The sequence below is a fragment of the Corallococcus sp. EGB genome (genome assembly GCF_019968905.1).
Lineage (GTDB): Bacteria > Myxococcota > Myxococcia > Myxococcales > Myxococcaceae > Corallococcus.
Window position 1 is genome coordinate 8,382,310 of sequence record NZ_CP079946.1, and the last position, 17,757, is coordinate 8,400,066.

At 72.5% G+C, this 17,757-nt stretch carries 12 protein-coding genes; 2 read left to right on the top strand and 10 right to left on the bottom strand.

Going from position 1 to position 17,757, the window contains the following annotated elements:
• Nucleotides 1-750: 750 nt before the first annotated feature.
• The 10 genes from KYK13_RS34135 to KYK13_RS34180 all read right to left on the bottom strand — a co-directional run bounded on the left by KYK13_RS34135 (nucleotide 751) and on the right by KYK13_RS34180 (nucleotide 15,696).
• On the bottom strand, nucleotides 751-2,433 hold the full coding sequence (locus tag KYK13_RS34135; RefSeq protein WP_223638451.1) for a hypothetical protein: 1,683 nt from the start codon (nucleotides 2,431-2,433) through the stop codon (nucleotides 751-753).
• A gap of 72 nt (nucleotides 2,434-2,505) precedes the next feature.
• The gene (locus KYK13_RS34140; protein ID WP_223638454.1) at nucleotides 2,506-3,444 is read right to left on the bottom strand and encodes a Kdo hydroxylase family protein; all 939 of its coding nucleotides are present in this window, start codon (nucleotides 3,442-3,444) and stop codon (nucleotides 2,506-2,508) included.
• A 148-nt stretch (nucleotides 3,445-3,592) separates the two neighbouring features.
• Nucleotides 3,593-6,331: a VWA domain-containing protein gene (locus KYK13_RS34145; protein ID WP_223638457.1), complete on the bottom strand. Its 2,739-nt coding sequence runs from the start codon at nucleotides 6,329-6,331 to the stop codon at nucleotides 3,593-3,595.
• Entirely contained in the window at nucleotides 6,328-8,061 is a 1,734-nt protein-coding gene (locus KYK13_RS34150; RefSeq protein ID WP_223638460.1) for a BatA and WFA domain-containing protein, read from the bottom strand. The genes KYK13_RS34145 and KYK13_RS34150 overlap by 4 nt, the downstream gene beginning before the upstream one ends.
• Entirely contained in the window at nucleotides 8,058-8,918 is an 861-nt protein-coding gene (locus KYK13_RS34155; protein ID WP_223638463.1) for a DUF58 domain-containing protein, read from the bottom strand. The genes KYK13_RS34150 and KYK13_RS34155 overlap by 4 nt, the downstream gene beginning before the upstream one ends.
• On the bottom strand, nucleotides 8,915-10,438 hold the full coding sequence (locus KYK13_RS34160; protein ID WP_223638465.1) for an ABC transporter permease: 1,524 nt from the start codon (nucleotides 10,436-10,438) through the stop codon (nucleotides 8,915-8,917). Before KYK13_RS34160 ends, KYK13_RS34155 begins: the two co-directional genes overlap by 4 nt.
• Nucleotides 10,435-11,421, bottom strand: a complete 987-nt coding sequence (locus KYK13_RS34165; protein WP_223638467.1) for an ABC transporter ATP-binding protein — start codon at nucleotides 11,419-11,421, stop codon at nucleotides 10,435-10,437. Before KYK13_RS34165 ends, KYK13_RS34160 begins: the two co-directional genes overlap by 4 nt.
• Nucleotides 11,418-13,154 carry a hypothetical protein gene (locus tag KYK13_RS34170; RefSeq protein ID WP_223638469.1) on the bottom strand — a complete coding sequence of 579 codons (1,737 nt, stop codon included), beginning with the start codon at nucleotides 13,152-13,154 and terminating at the stop codon, nucleotides 11,418-11,420. The genes KYK13_RS34165 and KYK13_RS34170 overlap by 4 nt, the downstream gene beginning before the upstream one ends.
• A complete protein-coding gene (locus tag KYK13_RS34175) occupies nucleotides 13,147-14,145 on the bottom strand; it encodes a MoxR family ATPase (protein WP_223638471.1) in 999 nt (332 codons plus the stop codon). The genes KYK13_RS34170 and KYK13_RS34175 overlap by 8 nt, the downstream gene beginning before the upstream one ends.
• 18 nt (nucleotides 14,146-14,163) lie before the next feature.
• The gene (locus KYK13_RS34180; RefSeq protein WP_223638473.1) at nucleotides 14,164-15,696 is read right to left on the bottom strand and encodes a hypothetical protein; all 1,533 of its coding nucleotides are present in this window, start codon (nucleotides 15,694-15,696) and stop codon (nucleotides 14,164-14,166) included.
• 158 nt (nucleotides 15,697-15,854) lie between these two features.
• On the opposite strand from KYK13_RS34180, the gene KYK13_RS34185 reads away from it, so the two are divergent.
• Together KYK13_RS34185 and KYK13_RS34190 are read left to right on the top strand one after the other, a co-directional pair.
• Nucleotides 15,855-16,847 carry an aldo/keto reductase family protein gene (locus KYK13_RS34185; RefSeq protein ID WP_223638475.1) on the top strand — a complete coding sequence of 331 codons (993 nt, stop codon included), beginning with the start codon at nucleotides 15,855-15,857 and terminating at the stop codon, nucleotides 16,845-16,847.
• A 217-nt stretch (nucleotides 16,848-17,064) separates the two neighbouring features.
• Nucleotides 17,065-17,757, top strand: coding sequence for a MotA/TolQ/ExbB proton channel family protein (locus KYK13_RS34190; RefSeq protein ID WP_223638477.1), 693 nt, complete (start codon nucleotides 17,065-17,067; stop codon nucleotides 17,755-17,757).

A 17,757-nucleotide genomic window follows, 5' to 3' on the forward strand; every position in this document is an offset into this window, starting at 1 on the left:
CGAAGGGGCGCCGCTTCGGAATCCTTGAACGGGGCTGAGTCAGAGCGCGCGTGACGGTTCAGCTCGCGGGATGAATGGAGGATCGCCTCCTCGGTCTTCCTGAGCGGGTCTGCTCCGAAGCGCGAGCGCCGGTTCGGACCACGGACCGGCCGGTCCGATGCCGCGGGCTCTTGTTCATCGAGCGGGCCTGCTTCCGGAGGGGGCTCCTCGCGGGAAGGGGCGGAGGGATGCGTCGTCCGGGAGGAGGGCCTGGACTCGACGTGTGGACCGGCACCCGGGCGTGGAGGTCGCGCTCTCTCACGGGCAGCATGGAAATCGGAGTCAGGGGCGTCGGGGGCACGGAGCTTTGCTCCGGCGGGTGGCACACGACCAGGACGTGGAGGGCGCTCGTCGGTCGTCCGGCCAGCAGGGCCGGAGTCGCGCTGACGTGGCTCCTGCGGCTCCTCCCGCGAGAAGGGAGCGTCTCTTTCGAGGTCGGAGCCCCAGCGCTCCAGCAAGGACATCACGCCCTGGGAGGCAACGGGCGCACGGTTCCGCTTCCGCCCCGAATCATCACCAGCCACGGCAACCTCCCCTGCGAACCCGCTTGCCCACGCACAGTAGGAATCGCCCTCGCGCGGGGGAGGTCGGCCCGGAGCAGGACTCCACGGTTGAGTCGAGGATGGAGCCGCCACGGCGGACCGTCAGGGCGACAGTGACGTCCTCCCGGAAGGCGGGCCTCGCGCTGGCTCGCCTGCTCTCGGCACGCGCTCAGAACAGGCGCGAGTACGTGGACGGCGCTCCGGGCCGTGGCGTCCAGCGCTTCGAATCGCGAGGCAGCCACAGAAGCTGGAAGGCGTCCGCACGCCCTTCGTAGCGCAGCGTGTGCTCGCCTCGGGACAGCGTGAACGCAGGCGTGGTGATGCGCTCGCCGTCGATGAACAGCGCGCCGGTGTCGAGCACGCTCGCGGGTTGGATGAAGTAGCGGTCGCTGCGCACCGCGAGGAAGTGTTCCTCCAGGGTGCCGGAGTCCAGGGGCACGCGGTAGCGCTGGCCCCACAGGAACAGGTCGCCGTCGTAGGGCTGGTAGTGCGCGTCGAGGAAGCGGCGCAGCGCGAGGGGAAGGCCGGAGGTGCGCAGGTCGTCCACGCGCATCACACAGCCCTGCTCCACGAGCACCCGGGGCAGCTCGTCGGACAACAGGCCCGCGAGCGAGCCGCGCAGATACGCGTCCGTGTAGAAGTAGAAGTGCGCGTGCGGCCGGCTCACGTAGCCGCCGGAGTTGTCGTAGACGACATCCTCCGGGCCCGTGAGCGCCGCGATGCGCGCGAGCACCTCGCGCTGCCGCGCATTGCCGCCACCGTCCAGAAGCCTCTCCACCTGGGCGGCCTGAACGGCGAACAGGCCACCCAGTCCCGCGAGCCCCACGGTGCGCCCCACAGGCGTGCGGAGCTGTGTGAGCACCGAAAGGACGCCACGTGCGGCGAACGGCGCGAGCACGCCCAGCAGGGGCAACAGGCTGTAGGGGAACGGAGCGCGCTGAAGCGCATACGCGCCGAACGTCGCGGGCACGGCCACGGTCAGGAGCAGGTCGGGCGTGCGCGGATGCTTCCGCAACCGCCGGAACGTGGCGACGAGACCGACGGCGGCGAGGAGGAAGAACGCGGGCTGTTCCCCCAGGGCGGGCGCCAGGTATTCGCGCCACGAGAAGCCGGGGTAGTGGCGCTGATGCTCGGAAGCCCAGACGAAGCACCACTGCCACCAGGCGGTCCATGAGCCCGTCACCGTGAGGTACCCGGCCACCGCGCCCGCCGAGGAGGCGATGCCCGCGAAGAAGGCGCGAGGCGCGGCGATGAGCGCGGAAGAAGCACTCCGGCGAAGCAGGAGGTCCGCCAGGAGCACCCCGGTCACGAGCCCCCCGAAGAAGAGCGCTTTCTGGGAGCCCCATGCGGAGGCGACGAGCAACGCGCCCGCCAGGAACGACGAACGGACGGTTCCAGGCTGCACGGCCAGCGCCGCGAGCGCTCCCAGGAAGAGCGCGGCGGTGAGCGCATCCGGGCGCACCTCGGTGGCGAAGCGCAGGAAGCCCGGCGCGCCGAGCAGCATCACCGGAGCCAGGAGCGCGGCGATGCGTCCCTCCCGCCGGTTGAGGAGGAACACGGAGACGCTCGCTCCCGCGAGCGGCACGAGCATCGCCGCGCGGAGGGCGAGCACGTTGCGCGGATCATCCCCGAGCAGCAGGAACAGCGGCGCCAGCAACTGGTACACGAGGGGGAAGTGCACCTCGAAGAAGTCGCGGTACGGCACCTGTCCGTGGGCCAGGAGCCACGCGGAGTGGGCGTACTGGAACTCGTCGATGCTGAACGCCTTGTGCAGCGCGAGGCGCGCGGCCTGGAGCGCGACCACGCCCAGGACGGCGCCGAGCCCCCACCGCACGGCCCGGGACTCCGTCATCGGCGCCGTCATACCGCAACGCGCCCCCGGCTTCAGGGTTCATGGAGGCCAGGGGTCCGCCGTGCCGCGGCGTCACGCCGCGGCGCGGGCCGGGTGCTCCGCGGGAGCGCGCCGCAGCAGGTGGTAGGGGGACATCTCCGCATGCCGGCAGCTCGACAGGCGGATGAGGAACGTGTCCACGAGCGCGTACTGGCCGGACAGGCACGCGTGGCTCACGCCATCGGTGAGCACCATCCAGGCGGAGAAGGGAGGGAACCCGAACTCCTCATACCCGTCTCGCGACGCCTGGAACTCCGGCGTGTCCTTCATGTAGTTGTGGAAGCGCCGCATCAGCCTGTCATACGGCGACGTGTCGACGACCCGGGCCATGCGCACCCCGAGCCGCGAGGCCCCTTGCAGCAGGCCCGAATACATCCGCCCCGCGAGCCCCGGGCTCAGGGAGCGCTCGACGCCGGGCTCGGGCGCCACGCCCGCGGTGGCGCCGTACTGCTGATAGAGCGCCTCGAAGGTCCCCCGCGTGGCCCAGCGCCGCTCCTCGGTGGGGTGCAGGTTGATGAAGAAGCGCAGGATGCGGTCCCCATGCGTCGCGCCATACGCGCCCGCGTCCACGTGGACCAGCTCGTTGCTGGCGTGAGGCTTGAGCTGCCGCCCCTTCTCCTGGAGGGGCCGGAAGCTCGACGTGCCCACGCTCCAGTCCTTCACGAAGCCCGGCATCGCCTGCGTGAGGAACTCCGTCACGCGCAGCGAGTGCTCGCGAAGGATGCGGTGCGTGCGCTCCGCGGAGGCGCCCTCGGACGCCAGGCCCACCAGGCGCTGGGCCTCGGGGTAATAGCTCACGTTCTTGCGCTTCAGCAGCGCCGGCAATTCCTCTCGAAGGAAGGCCGCGTCGCCCGGTGTGGGCAGCGCCACCGGACTCTCCGGGAAATAGACGATGCGCCCCTGTTCAAGCGCATCCGACAACGCGGTCGCCCCCGCGCTCTTCAACCGCGCGGCGTCAAAGGTCTCCAGCATGTTCCCCCCCAGGGAATTGACATCAGGAATCAGGACTCCTGAGCGGGGCGACGCAACCAAGCGTGCGCCGCAACGTCAAGCGCGAAGCCGCGCGAGGATGTGGGTCAGTGGACGTCAAGCCTGAGCGCATGCCGCCGGGCGCCCCGCCTCAGCGCCCCGTGCGACGCCGTGCCCGCGCACGCGCGGCCTCCAGCGCGGAGTCCACTCCCGCAGGCGGTTTCGGCGGCTCGGGTTTCTGCTCGACTGGCTCTTCAGGGGCGGGCCTGGGCGGACGCGTGGGCTTCGCATCACCGCGCGGTGCGGCCGTGGGTCCTCGCGTGACGGCTTCCTTCGCGGGCCGCTCGCGCGACGCGCGCACTCGAGGCGCGGAGAGGAACCGGCGCACGGCCACCTCCGCGAGCATCGCCGCCAGCGCGAACGCGACCAGCCATGGAGACAGCGCCACGCGCCCCTCCGACTCCGGGGCCTCCGCGAACAGGCCCGTCATCGACAGCCGCTCCTGACCGCCGCCCACCGCCGCCAGGGCGCGCAGGAGCTTCAGCCCCTCCTTCGCGCTGCCCGGTTCGAACTCCGGCGCGTACGGCAGCGCCACCGGTGGCGCCCTCAACACGCGCCCGCCCCACTTCACCACCGGGTGCCAGGTGCCGCTGCCTGACAGCGGGTACTCGACCCCCAGCCGGTCCTCGTCTTCCCAGTGCAGCGGCTTCTCCACGCTGGAGCGGCCATCGCCCGACAGCAACACCGCCGTGGGCAGCGCGCCCGGCATCGGCTCACCCGGCGGCAGGTCCAACGTCACGCGCAGCAGGTTGCCCTGGCGCTCCGAGCGCACCACCGCCTCCTCCTTCGGCGTGGAGCGCCCCATCGACCAGCGCACCACCGCCTCCAGCGTCGCCCGCAGCGCGCCCCACTCGCGCAGCTCGCCCGTGTACCTGCCATCCACCTCCGCCGTGAGCGCCACCGTGCGTCCCGCGCCATGCGGCCACAGCGCCAGCACCGGCGCGGCGTTGGTGTCCAGCGTGCGCAGCGCCACGTTCGCCCGGGGCTTCAGGTACGTGAGGTTGTAGCCGCCCACCTGCGGCAGGCCCGTCGTCGGCAGCGGGCCCAGCAGCGGCAGGTCCGGCGCGGCCTCCAGCGATGCGGGCTCGTCCACGAACGTGGCCCTCGCCACCGCGAGCGTCTCCTGGCTGAAGATGCGCGGCAGGCTCATGGCGTCCTCCGCGAAGTAGATGCGCCCCTCGCCACGCCGGGCCACGTCGCGCAGCAGGTCCGCGTCCGGATCCGTGGGCTTGCCCAGGCCGATGACCGACACCGTCACCTGGGCCTCGCGCAGCGCCGCCAGCGTCGCCCGGTAGTCGCCCGGCTCCTCCGAGTCCGCCGCGTCGGAGAACAGCACCACGTGCCGCGTGGGCTTGTCGCTGCGGAGGATCTCCTTGCGGCCCGCTCTCAGTGCCTCGCCCACGTAGATGCCGCCACCGCCGCTGAAGCCCCGCGCCACCTTGTCGAACGGGAGTCCCTCGCGCACCGGGCTCAGGGGGAAGACTTCATGCGGCTGCGTGTCCACCATGTGCACGGACGCTTCGTCGTTCGCGTTGAGCAGCGTGAGCGCAGCCGTGACGCCCTCCGCGGCCAGCTCCATCTTCGTGCGCCCGTCCGGCACCTGTACGCCCATGGAGCAGCTCGAGTCCATGAGCACGCTCATCGCCACCGACGCGCGCCGCTGCTCCTCGCGCATCTCCAGCGACACGGGCAGCAGCGGCTCCACGGGCGAGCGCCGGTAGCCGCCCTCGCCGAAGCTCGACCGCCCGCCCGTCATCACCAGCCCGCCGCCCGCCTGGTCCACGTAGTCCGCCAGCGCGTTCAAGCCCGTCTCGCCCAGCGCGTTCGCGTCCACGTTCTCCAGCACCACCACGCCCACCCCGTCGAGCGCCTCCAGCGACAGGTGGAACGGCGCCTTCACCTCCAGCGCCATGCCCGTGGATGCCAGCGCCTTCGCCAGCGTGCCCGAGGGCTGCGCGGTGAGCAGCAGCACGCGCGGTGGCCCCTCCACGCGCAGCACGCCCACGCCCACGTCGTTCTCCGGGACGCCGTCGCCCGGCGCCTCCACCGTGAGCCGGTAGTGCACGAGCCCCGGCTCCTCCAACAGGTCGCGCAAAGGCAGCAGGTTGGGCCCGGGCTTGAAGTCGAACGGTCCCTTCACCAGCACCTTCCCGTCGCGCTCCAGGCGCACGGTGCCGGTGACGGCGGAGGTGGCCTGCACCACCGCGGAGAACTGGAAGGGCTCGCGCACGGAGACGGTGGCGGGCACGTCCAGGGACATGACGGCCACATCCAGCGCGGGCTCCGGACGGGACACCTGCCGGTAGTCCACCGCGATGCCCCGCGCCGCCAGCCGCCGCGTCGCGCCCCGGGCATCCGCGCCCGTGGCCCTGCCGTCGGACACCACCAGCACCCGGCCCGTGCGCTCGGGGGGAATGAGCGCGCCCGCGGCGTCCAGCGCGGCCGACAGGTCCGACGCCTCCGCGTCCACCGGCCGCGTGAAGCCGCCGAAGCGGCCTACCTCCGACAGCGGGGACTCCACGCGGGCCTCGCGGCCGAAGGTGATGACGCCCACGCGGTCCCCGGGCCGGCGCTGGGACTCCACCAGCGAGATGAGCTCCAGGGCCACGCGGTCCACGTCCAGCGGCATGGAGCGCGAACGGTCCACCACCACGGCCACGTCGCTGCCCGCGTTCGCCAGCCGCAGCTCCGGCCCGGACAGCGCGCCCACGCCGAGCACCAACAGCACCCACCGCAGCACCATGGGCGGGCCGGGCCTCCGGCCGTAGCGCCACAGGAAGAGGCCCAGCGGCAACAGCAGCAGCCACGCCTGGGGAAGGGTGAAGGTCATGCCTTCCTCGTGACGTAGAAGTCCGCCAGCAGCGCGGCCAGCAGCACCACCAGGGGCCAGCGGGCGCGCTCATGGGCGCCGGTCCCCTCCGAGTCCTCGCCCGCTTCCCGCGCGGCCACGTCGGCGCTGCCCCGGCCGCGCAGGTCCGACTCCCGGGCATCCAAAGCCAGCACCTCCAGCGAGTCCACGTCGCGGCCATCGCGCTCCAGCACGTAGCGGCCGGGGCTCGCGGGCGCGGGCAGGCTCAGCGCGCCCGCGCCGAACACGGGCTTGCGGCCCGAGGGCCCCTTCAGCGCGTAGCGCGCGCCGGCCTCCGTCACCACCGGGAGCGCTTCGCCCAGGTTGAGCTGGCGCCGGGGGAAGCCCTCGCGTAGGCGCCGCGCTTCGCGCACCACGTTGCCCAGCAGCACGGGCCAGGCGGTGGTGCGCTGGAGGTTGGAGCGCGCCAGGTCCACGTTGAGGTGCAGCCGTCCGCCCTCCTCTTCCGACACGAGCACCGCGTCGCCCGCGGTCATCAACGGACGGCCCGGAGGGTTCGCGCCCGCCGTCCACCGCACGCCCGCGAGCTGCACGTCGTCCATCAGCGCGCTGCCCTTCTCCGTGAAGAACGGCCCCACGAAGGTGCGCAGCGCTCCCTCCGCGCCCAGCGTCACGTGAGCCTCCGCGCGCGCGGGCCCCACGGACAGCACCGAAGCACCGGGGACGGGAGGCCCCCGCGCCACATCGGGAGACACCGCCAGGAAGCGCTCCAGGGCCTGCTTCGACGCGGGCGACAACCCCTCCGTCAGCCCCACGGCCACCGGCATCACGGGAGACGGGGGCAGGCGCACGTGACCGTCCTCGGGCAGCGCGTCGTCCGGCAGGGAGACCTCCACGTCGCCGGCCTCGCGGAAGGTAAGGCGCACGGTCGCGGCGCCCTCTTCCGGCAAGGCGATGCGCTCCGTGCGTTCGGTGCCTTCACGCGCGCCAGGGCCAGGGGCCGCGCGCACACGGGCCTCGACTTCCGCGGGCCCCGCGCCGAAGCGAGCGACCCGCAGCGTCACCGTGGCCCGGCCTCCTTCGTCGCGCCGCTGCGCGGAGACCAGCGCCACGTTGCCCTGGGGGTGCCCCAGCGCCGTCCAGCGCACGGAGGGCGGCACGGTCGCGTCCTTCGCAGGAGGCGCATCGGTGAAGAAGTGCACGCGCCTGCCCGGTCCGGCCAGCTCCTGCGCCCACAGGAGCGACGCCGTGACGTCGTGGTCCGGCCCGCGAGCCTCGAAGGACTCCAGAGCGATCAATGCACGCGAAGGCTCGGCCTCCGGTCCCGCGATGACCTGGGGCGTGACGCCGGTCGCGAGCACCGTGACGTGCGTCGCGTGCTCCGACTCCACGCGCTTCGCGGCCTCGGCGCGCACATGTTCGAGCACGGTCCCTCCGTCCGCAGTCCGCGCGGACATGGACAGGCTGCCGTCCACGACGAGCACCAGGTGACGGCGGCGAGCCGTCTCCCCCAGACGCACGTCCGCCAGGTACAGCGCCGCGGCCAGCACGGCGAGCACCTCCAGCAGCAGCGACACCTCCCGCGTGAAGCGCTCCCACCGGGGCCCGCCCTCCGCGCGGGGACGCGGCGTGCGCCACAGGAAGAGCGCGCTCACCACCACCGGCTTCTGCCGGCGGCGCAGGAAGTACGCCGCGACCAACGGCACCAGCGCCCCCAGCGCCAGCAGTCCCCAGGGAAGCCCGAAGCTCACGCCCCGCCTCCCGAGACGAACAGCGCGCGCAGCGGTCCCGCCACCTGCGCCCGCAACCCGTCCGCCGCGTTCACGGTGAGCAGCGTGCCTCGCGCCCGCACCGCCGCGCTCCGCAGCGCGCGCTGATGCTCCGCGAAGCGTCGCGCATAGGCGGCCAGCACGCTGTCCGTCAGCAGCTCCTCCAGCGCCGCGCCGCTCTCCGCGTCCACCAGCCGCGCGCCCTCCCCGCCCGTGGGCTCCAGGTCCTCCGAGTCCAGCACCTGCACCAGGAACAGCGCCGACGCTCCGCGCGACAGCCGGGCGCACAGCGCCTCCAGGTCCGTCTCGAAGAGGAAGTCGCTCACCACCACCCGCAGGCCACACGGCCGCAGCGGCGGCAACCGCCCCAGCGCGGACGCCAGGTCATCCCGCGCCTCGAACTCCGCGCCACGCAGCGCCGCGCGGCACGCCGGTCCCTGCACCCGCTCGGACCTCGCGCCGCCCCACAGCAGCGTCGGCGTCAGCCCCTGCCGCCCGCCCACCTCCACCGTGAGCAGCGCCACCTCGCGAGCCCCCGCCGCCTTGCGCGGCGACAGCCCCATGCTGCGCGAGCCGTCCAGCACCACCTCCACGCGCGGCGACACCTCGTCCTGGCGCACGCGCAGCACCAGCTCGCCCGTGCGCGCCACCGCGTTCCAGTCCAGCTGCCGCAGGTCGTCCCCCGGCTGGTACGCGCGGAAGTCGTGCAACTCCATCGCGCTGCCCGCGGACGTGGCGCGCACCTCGCCCACCCGTCCGCGCTGCGGCAGGCGCGGCAGCGCCAGCGTCAACCCCGGCGCCAGGCGCGCCACCTCCGCCTCATCCAGCGGCGCGCTCACTGCTGATGGACCCGCCGCTCGCGATCCGCCAGCACCCGGTCCGCGGCGAACGCCGCCAGCAACGCCACCAGCGCCACGCACAGGAGCAGCTCCGGCGTCATCTTGAGGCCGCCCGAGCCGCTGTAGTCGTATCGGCCGAAGTTCAGCGTCCCCAGCACCGGGTTGAGCAGGTTGAGCAGCTCATCGCGCCCCTCCAGGCCCAGGAACGCCGCCAGCAGCGGCGGCACGCCGGCCCCCACGACCCCCGCCAGGATGTAGAGCAGCCGCACCGACACCGGCGACGCGAACCGCCCGGAGCCTGGCAGCCGCCCCAAGAGCAGCGCCACCGACAGGTACAGCACCCCATAGAGCGCCAGCGCCCCTATCGACATCATCAACCGCGCGCCCCCGGTCGGGCCCTGCGACGCCCAGACCAGCGCCGAGCACCCGGCCGCCCACCCCAGGAGCAGCAGCACCGACAACCGGAACCCGCGCAGCGCCCCGGGCTTGAGCAGCGACCAGACCCGCGTGCCCGCGCGCAGCGGGCGCGCCTGACCGTCCACGTCCGTCCCCATGAAGAGACTGGCGAAGATGAGGTGCAGTCCTCCCAGGAAGCCCATCCCCGTGGGGATGTCGTCCTTGCGATCCAGGAACCACCACATCGCCGTCATCCCCACGAACGTCACGACCACCTGCGCCACCAGCGCCCTCCGGGGATGGCGCGTGTAGTCCTCCGTCACCAGCGACAACCGGGACACCGCCACCTCGAACACCAGCCACCCGTTGGACACGAGCACCCAGAGCAGCGCGGCCAGGCCGCAGAAGAACTCCCGGTCGAACGAGAACCCGGAGCCGCGCTCCTGCGTCACCACGAAGGCGAGCGTCAGCGTCTGGAACAGCGACAGCAGCAGCGCCCCCACCAGCAGGAGCCGCACCGCGGCCCGCCCCATCCGGCTGTCCGCCAGGGTCGCCGCGCACACCGACACGAGCGTGAGGAACACCATCCACGTCGCGCCGTAGAGCAACACCATCAGGATGGTGGGCAGGGAGATGCCGTTGAGGAAATAGCTGAACAGCAGGAACGGCCCCACCGCCGACGCATACAGCACCGCCTGCACCAGGAAGGACGCCACCTTGCCGAGCAGGATGCGCCGGGGCCCCAGCCCCGTGAGCAGGAGCAGCGACCACGTCTCGTCCTCGCGCTCACGCGCCAGCGACCGGTACGCGTTGAAGGGGATGACGCCGAAGAGCACCAGCGCCAGGCAGATGAAGAAGGAGAAGAAGTACTGGCTTCCCTCGCGCGTGTACGCGCTGTCGTGCGTGTTCGCGAAGGCAATCAGCGACAGCACCAGGCACGCCGCCAGCAGCAACCCGAAGCTCACCCAGAAGACGCGGGTGCGCAGCCCCTGCCGCACCTCCTTCACCACCAGCGGGTTGAGCCGGTCGCCCCACTGCTCCCAGCGGTCGGACGTCATGGCGGGGACCCCCGGGGCGGGAGCGGACTCGGCCTCACCCGACGCGGGACTCGCTTGCGTGCTCACGACACCCTCCCCTTCGTCACCGTCATGAACGCGTCCTCCAGGTTGCGCTCGCGCGGGCTGAACGCGCACACCGGCAGCCCCTGCGACACCAGCGCCGCGAGCAGCACCGCCGCGGCCGCCTCCGCCTGCGCCGGCCCCGCGTCCGCCTCCAGCTCCAACCGCACGCGCAGCGCGCCGCCGTCCCGCGCCACGTCCTTCACGCGAGGCTGCTCCAGCAGCGTGCGCTCCGTGCGCGACCACAGCGCCTCACCCGCGTCACCGGGCGCCGCCAGCCGCACCATCAACTCCATCGTCCGGGACGGGCCCGCGCTCTGGCGCAGCACGTCCTCCACCCGGCCCTGGGCCAGCAGGCGCCCCTGTTCGATGATGACGCAGCTGTCGCAGATCTCCGCCAGCTCCGTGAGGATGTGGCTGGAGATGATGACCGACTTGCCTTGATCCGCCAGCGCGCGCAGCAGCTCCCGCAGCTCGATGCGCGCGCGCGGATCCAACCCGTCCGCCGGCTCGTCCAGCAGCAGCAGCCGAGGGTCGTGCAGCAGCGTGCGCCCCAGCGCCACGCGCTGACGCATGCCCTTGGACAGCTCCGTGGTGAGCTTCTCCGCCAGCGGCCCCAGCCCGGTGAACTCCATCACCGAGTCCACCCGCTGCTTGCGCCGCGCGCCCTTCAATCCGTAGGCGCGCGCGAAGAAGTCCAGGAACTCCCTCACGGTGACGTCGTCGTAGGTGCCGTAGCGGTCCGGCATGTAGCCCAAGAGCGGCCGGGCCCGGTCCGGCGCGTCCACCAGCGACGTGCCGTCCAGCAGCACCGTGCCCGCGGTGGGCACGTCCAGCGTGGCCAGGATGCGCAGCGTGGTGCTCTTGCCCGCGCCGTTGGGCCCGATGAAGCCCAGGATGCTGCCGGCCTCCAGCGTGAACGACACGTCGTCCACCGCGCGCAGCGCCCCGTAGTCGCGCCGCAGCCCCTTCACCTCCAGCAGGCTCATCGCCGTGCCTCCTCGACCTGTCCGCGCACCACGTGCACCGCGGCCTCCAGCTCCACGTCCATCGCCGCCGTGGGCGTGAAGCCGCGCCCGCCCAGCCGCGCCACGAACGTCCCGTTCTCCAGCGCCTGCATCACGGGCATCATCGCGTCCCCGAAGCGGGAGAGCGGCTCGTGCTCCAGGCCCAGCAGGTCATCCGCCTCCTCGCCTGACGGCGTGGCCAGCCCCTCCGCGCCGTCATCCAGCTCCGGCAGGGCCCAGAGCCGACCGTCCAGCTTCAACGTGCCGCCCTTCAGCGGGGCCCCCAGCGCGTTCTGCACCTGCACGCCGCCGTCCGCCTTGCGCGCCGTCAGCCGCGCGCGCGAGGGAACCACGGCGACTTCTCCCCACTCGCGGTAGCTGCGCGAGGGCAGGAAGCTGTTCTTCACGACGAGCCCGTTCGTCCAGTCCAGCAGCAGCGGCGAATCCTCCGGTTCCTTGGGCGCCAGCAGCACGCTGGAGGCGGGCATGCTCACCCCGTCCTTCGCGAGGTTCGCGTACCAGGCGTTGAGCCCCACCGTCACCGCGCGGGAGCGCTCGCGGTCCAGCAGCGTGAGGCTGTAGCGCGCGGCGTGCACGCTGAAGCCGTCCACCAGCACGGACCACGCCACCAGGCCCAGGCTGGTGAGGACCGCCAGCGCGGGCACGGTGATGAGCACCGCCAGCGGCCCCTTGCGCCGGGCGAGCATCCACCCGCCGGGCCCCACCGCCAGCGTGAAGAGGACGATGAGCAACATGAAGCGGCCCACGGGCGCGCGCGCGGTGGAGAGCAGCGGCAGCCGTCCGTCGTTCAGCAGGTCGTGGCGCTCCCAGCGGGGCGGCGGGCCCGCGGGCGTCACCACGGCCTGCGACCGCTGCGTGTCCTCCCAGAGGTTGAAGCCGCAGCCCGGCGTCTGCGTCCGGCATGCGCGGAACTGGCGCACGAAGCCGAAGCCATAGTTCGACAGCTCCGCCTTCTCGTCCTGGAGCAGCGGGAGGTTCAGGCGCGGGTTCGCCGGGGGCTGGTCGAGCACCAGCTTGCCGCCGCTCACCGCGTAGGACTCCAGCACCGCCCAGACGTCCGCGGGCACCTGGTCCGGCGGCACCGCCACCAGCACCGCGTCGTAGCCCGCGTAGGCGGCCAGCTCGCGCGGCGCGGTGCGCGGATCCACGAAGCGCGTGGCGACGAGCGGCTCCATGTTCTCCGACACGCGGCGCAGCCCCGTCGCCGCCTCAAAGGCCTTCACGTCGCCCAGCACCATCACGCGCGCGCCCCGGTAGCCGTCCAGGTAGAAGCCCCGGGCGGAGGTGTCCAGCCCGGGCGAGTCCAGCTGGAGCGTCCCCCCCTGCAGGTCCGCGGGCAGCAGCATCCAGGTGACGACGCGCTCCCGGGGCCCCACCTGCAGCGAGCGCTCCGTGAGGCGTCCCTGCGAGGAGATGGACAGGCGCACCGGACGCGGCTGTCCGCCGGCGTTGTGCACCGTCACCTGGATGGGCGTGTAGCCCCGGTTGGGGACCAGCGTGACGACGCGCATGGAGGCCTTGAGGTCCCCTGTGTCGGGGAGGTTCTCCACGGTCTCCCCCACCTCGCGGTAGCCACTGCCTTGGGGCTCGGCCGCCTGAGCCACATCCACATCCGTGCTGGTCGCGAACGCCGCGTCCGTCCAGAGCAGGGCCCCCAGGAGCGCCGCGAGGGCCCAGGACACACGGCTAGCCACGAGGCACCTCGGGGGTCGCCTTGAGCAGCTCGCGCACCACGTCCGGCGCGGACACCTTCTCCAGCGAGGCTTCGTAGGCCAGCACCAGGCGGTGGTTGAGGGCGGCGGGCGCGGCGGCCACCACGTCGTCGAAGCCCACGTTGGGCCGGCCCTCGAGCAGCGCTCGAGCACGGCCCGCGGCGGCCAGGGCCAGCGCCGCGCGAGGGCTCGCGCCGAAGCGCACGAAGCGGCGCACGGCTTCGGGCGCGGAGGCCTGGCGCGGGTCGGACGCCTCCACCAGCCGGCCGATGAAGTCCGCCACCGGGCCGGGCAGGTGCACGCGATCCACGGCGGCGAACAGGCGCGACAGCCCTTCGGCGTCGAGCACCGGCTCCTGCGCGGGGGGCGCGCCGCGCACGCGCGTGGTGAGCAGGGTGCGCAGCGTCCTGGCGCCCACGGGCGGCACGAGGATGCGGAAGAGGAAGCGGTCCAGCTGCGCCTCGGGCAGCGGGTACGTGCCTTCGAGCTCGATGGGGTTCTGCGTGGCGAGCACGAAGAACGGCTCGGGCAGGGGCCGCGTCTGGCCCAGCACCGTCACGGAGCGCTCCTGCATGGCCTCCAGCAGCGCGGACTGCGTCTTGGGGCTGGAGCGGTTGATCTCATCCGCGAGGACGAGGCTCGCGAAGAGGGGGCCTTCGCGGAAGACGAAGTCGCGGCGCGATTCACCCTCCAGCACGTAGGTGCCGGTGATGTCGCCGGGCAGGAGGTCGGGGGTGAACTGGATGCGGCGGAAGGGCAGCGACAGCAGCCGCGCCAGGGCCTTGCACAGCTCGGTCTTGCCCAGACCGGGCAGGCCCTCCAGGAGCACGTGGCCCCGCGCGAGCACGGCCGTCACGACCTGCTCGACGACCGTCTCCTGGTCGAGCATCACCTGGTTGAGCCCGGCCTTGAGCCGGGACGCCACGTCCGCCGCGCCCTGTGCTTCGGCGGGACTCAGAAGCTCCGCTGCCACGTCGACTCCCCTTCTGGACTACGAACCACCGAAGTACCGCTTCACCAGGTCGCGGTTGCGAGGCAGCAGCGGACCCGAGGTCGGTCCCGCCGTCGCATCGCCCTTCGCGCCCGTGCCCTTCGAGCCGCCGGGCCCCGCCTGCCCCGTCCGGGCTTGCGGATCCGCGGCGCGAAGGCCCCACAGTTCTTCCGCCTCGCCGCCATGGCCCTCCGGCAGCGGCTGGAAGGCGAGCCGCTCCGGGTTCATCTCCGCCTCGCCGCCAAAGACAAGAGGCTGGCTCTCTCCGCCCCGGCTCACGCCCGCGCCGTCGCCCTGCCGGACGTTCCGGCTCGCGTGCTGACCGGCCTGCTGGCCCTCGGCGTCGCCCTCTTCGCCCTCACCTTCACCCTGCCCCTGACCTTGGCCTTTCTGGCCCTGCCCCTTCTGCCCCTGGCCGGACTGCTGCCGCCGGGTGGGACGCCGGGCCTGGGCACTGCGGTTCCCTCGCGAAGCGTTCTCTTCCTCGAAGCGCTGGGCCAGGGACTGCTGCCGCCGCTCCAGCGTGCGGCGCAGGTCCGCGATCTGATCCGGCGAGCCGGAGGCCTGGGCGCGAGCGGAAGCGCGGGCCTGGGCTTCGGAGGAGGACGCCTGCGAGCCCTGCCGCGAGTCACCATCGCGCTGCGTTGAGTCAGCCCCCTGCCCCTGCGAGCTCCGCTCGGAAGCGGGGGCGTCCTGCTCACCCGCGGCGGAGTCCGAGGGGCGCCCACTCGCGCGGGCATCGAGGGCCATGAGGGCCTGCTCCAGCGACTCACGCTCACGGGTGGCGGCCTCCGCGCCATCAGCAGCGGCGAGCGCGTCCTCCAGCTCAGCGGCGGCCTCGGACGCACGGTTGAGCTCAGCGGCGGCCTCGGAGGCGCGCTCGGCGAGCCGCTGCTCCAGGGCGTCCGCGGCTTCCCAGTCGGCGGAGTCGAAGCGGCCCTGCGCGACCTCCTCGGACAGCCGGCGCAGCTCCTCTTCGACGTCGGGGCCAAGGGGCTCCTCACGCGCCAGCGCCTCCGCCTGAGCCTGCACGGCGGCGACCTGGGTCGCGGCGGCGGCGTTGATGTTCGAGGAGCGCGGAGCCGGGAGCGGAACGAGGAACCCGACGGCCAGGAACACGAGCGCGCCCAGCAGCGCGCCCACGGGCCGACGCCAGGGGACGTCCGGAGGCTTCACCAGTTGGGCGAACTGATTGAGGCTCAGCTCCCACTCGCCCACGGGACGCTCCAGCCGCGTGAGCAGCAGGCCGCCCGCGTTGACGGAGCGATCCGCGAGCACCGCCGCGTACTCCAGCGACACGCCCCGAGACCGCGCGCGAACGAACCACCAGACAAGGCCCGCGACAAAGAGAGGCGGCAGGGCCCACACCACCCCATCGCGCAAGAGCATCCGGGACAGCACGCAAGCGGTGGCGAGGGCCCAGAGCGGAGCGACGCCAGCGCCGCTCCAGGCGACGACATCGAGCCGCCGCTGCACGCGCCGGATGGGCGCGAGCACGAGGGACTGGAAGCGGCGTTCTTCACTGGCGGCCATGCGTGGAAGCCAGTGTCGGATACCCGGCCCATGGTTCACAAGCGAAGCCCGGGAACGGTCGAATCCCGCCGTGGACGGTCGTCCGTCCGACTCCATCTGCCGAGAATCCGCGAATCCCAAGCAGCCCCCGAGACGCGGCGGTTAGGCTGCCGCCCCCTATGAACTTCCGATTCCTCGGTCGCAGCGGTCTGAAGGTCAGCGAGATTTCTTTCGGCAACTGGCTCACCCACGGCTCCCAGGTCGAAGAGGACGCCGCGGTCGCGTGCGTGAAGGCGGCGCTCGACTCGGGCATCACCACCTTCGACACCGCCGACGTCTACGCCGGCACCAAGGCCGAGGCCGTCCTCGGCCGCGCCCTCAAGGGCCAGCGCCGCGAAGGCTATGAGCTGTTCACCAAGGTCTACTGGCCCACCGGCCCCGGCCAGAACGACCGCGGCCTGTCCCGCAAGCACATCTTCGAGTCCATCCACGGCTCCCTGCGCCGCCTCCAGACGGACTACGTGGACCTCTACCAGGCCCACCGCTTCGACGTGGAGACGCCCCTCGAGGAGACCCTGCTCGCCTTCGCGGACATCGTCCGCCAGGGCAAGGCCCTCTACATCGGCGTCTCCGAATGGACCGCCGAGCAGATCTCCGCCGGCGCCAAGCTCGCCCGCGAGCTGCGCGTGCCCTTCATCTCCAACCAGCCCCAGTACTCCATGCTCTGGCGGGTCATCGAATCCAAGGTCATCCCCACCTCCGACGCCGAGGGCCTGGGGCAGATCGTCTGGTCCCCGATGGCCAAGGGCGTGCTCAGCGGCAAGTACCTCCCCGGCAAGCCCCCGCCCGCGGACACCCGCGCCGCCACCCAGGGCGCGCAGTTCATGACCAGCTTCATGACCGACGACGTGCTCACCCGCGTCCAGCAGCTCAAGCCCCTGGCCCAGGAGGCCGGCCTGTCCATGGCGCAGCTCTCCATCGCGTGGGTGCTCCAGAACAAGAGCGTCTCCTCCGCCATCATCGGCGCCACCAGGCCGGAGCAGGTGCTCGACAACGTGAAGGCCACTGGCGTGAAGCTCGACGCGGAGCTCCTGCGCCGCATCGACGCCATCCTCGGGCCCGTCGTGGAGCGCGACCCCGCGCAGACCACCAGCCCCAGCCGCCGGCCCTGAAAGCCGGACGGCCGCCCACCCTGCGGGACAGGCACTCCTTCGCCCGTCCCGCTCCGTGCTCGGCATATGACATCCGCGCCCTGGTTTCGCCGCGCGCGTCCAGTGGCGCGCGGCAGCGGGGTGGACGCCCCCCGTTCCATTTGACTTTTGAGTTGGGGGGAACAAGAGACTGCGCCGCGCGTTACGCGGTCCCACTCTTGAACCGGGCATTTCCCACATGACGTCCTCCTTCCTCCTGGCCCAGGCGGCCCAACCCGAACTCGGATGGTTGAGCAGCAAGCTGCTCGGGGTGACGCTGGGCAGCGCCGAGTGGGTCCTCTGGCTGCTCGTGACCCTCTCCATCGTCTCCATCGCGGTGATGCTGGAGCGCGCCGTCTACTTCTCGCGCCACCGGCTGCCCAACTCGGAGGCCCTGGCGGTGCGCCTGGCGCGCGGCGAGTTCGACGCCGTGGCCGGCGAGGTGAAGAACCAGAAGGGCATGGAGGCCGCCGTCATCCGCGAGGCCCTCGCCTCCGCGCCGCAGGGCCCGGACACCGTGGAGCAGGTCATCGCGTCCACTGTCGCCCGCGAGCGCCCCCAGTACGAGCGCGGCCTGTCCATCCTGGGCACCCTGGGCAACAACGCCCCGTTCATCGGCCTGTTCGGCACGGTGCTCGGCATCATCAAGGCCTTCAACGACCTGGGCGCCATGAACGCCAAGGGCGGCGCCATGCAGCAGACGGTGATGGCCGGCATCTCGGAGGCGCTCGTCGCCACCGCCGTGGGCCTCGCCGTCGCCATCCCCGCCGTGGTCGCCTTCAACATCTTCAACCGCCAGCTGAAGACGCTCACCAGCCGCACCACCTCCCTGGGTCACGCGCTCGTGGGCGCCATGAAGGCGCGCAAGCCGGGCGCCGCGGGAGGCAACTAG

Bases quoted from the DNA above. Each gene is read 5' to 3' on its own strand.
- KYK13_RS34135 (WP_223638451.1), bottom strand. From the start codon at position 2,433: ATGACGGAGTCCCGGGCCGTGCGGTGGGGGCTCGGCGCCGTCCTGGGC.
- KYK13_RS34140 (WP_223638454.1), bottom strand. From the start codon at position 3,444: ATGCTGGAGACCTTTGACGCCGCGCGGTTGAAGAGCGCGGGGGCGACC.
- KYK13_RS34145 (WP_223638457.1), bottom strand. From the start codon at position 6,331: ATGACCTTCACCCTTCCCCAGGCGTGGCTGCTGCTGTTGCCGCTGGGC.
- KYK13_RS34165 (WP_223638467.1), bottom strand. From the start codon at position 11,421: ATGAGCCTGCTGGAGGTGAAGGGGCTGCGGCGCGACTACGGGGCGCTG.
- KYK13_RS34180 (WP_223638473.1), bottom strand. From the start codon at position 15,696: ATGGCCGCCAGTGAAGAACGCCGCTTCCAGTCCCTCGTGCTCGCGCCC.
- KYK13_RS34185 (WP_223638475.1), top strand. From the start codon at position 15,855: ATGAACTTCCGATTCCTCGGTCGCAGCGGTCTGAAGGTCAGCGAGATT.
- KYK13_RS34190 (WP_223638477.1), top strand. From the start codon at position 17,065: ATGACGTCCTCCTTCCTCCTGGCCCAGGCGGCCCAACCCGAACTCGGA.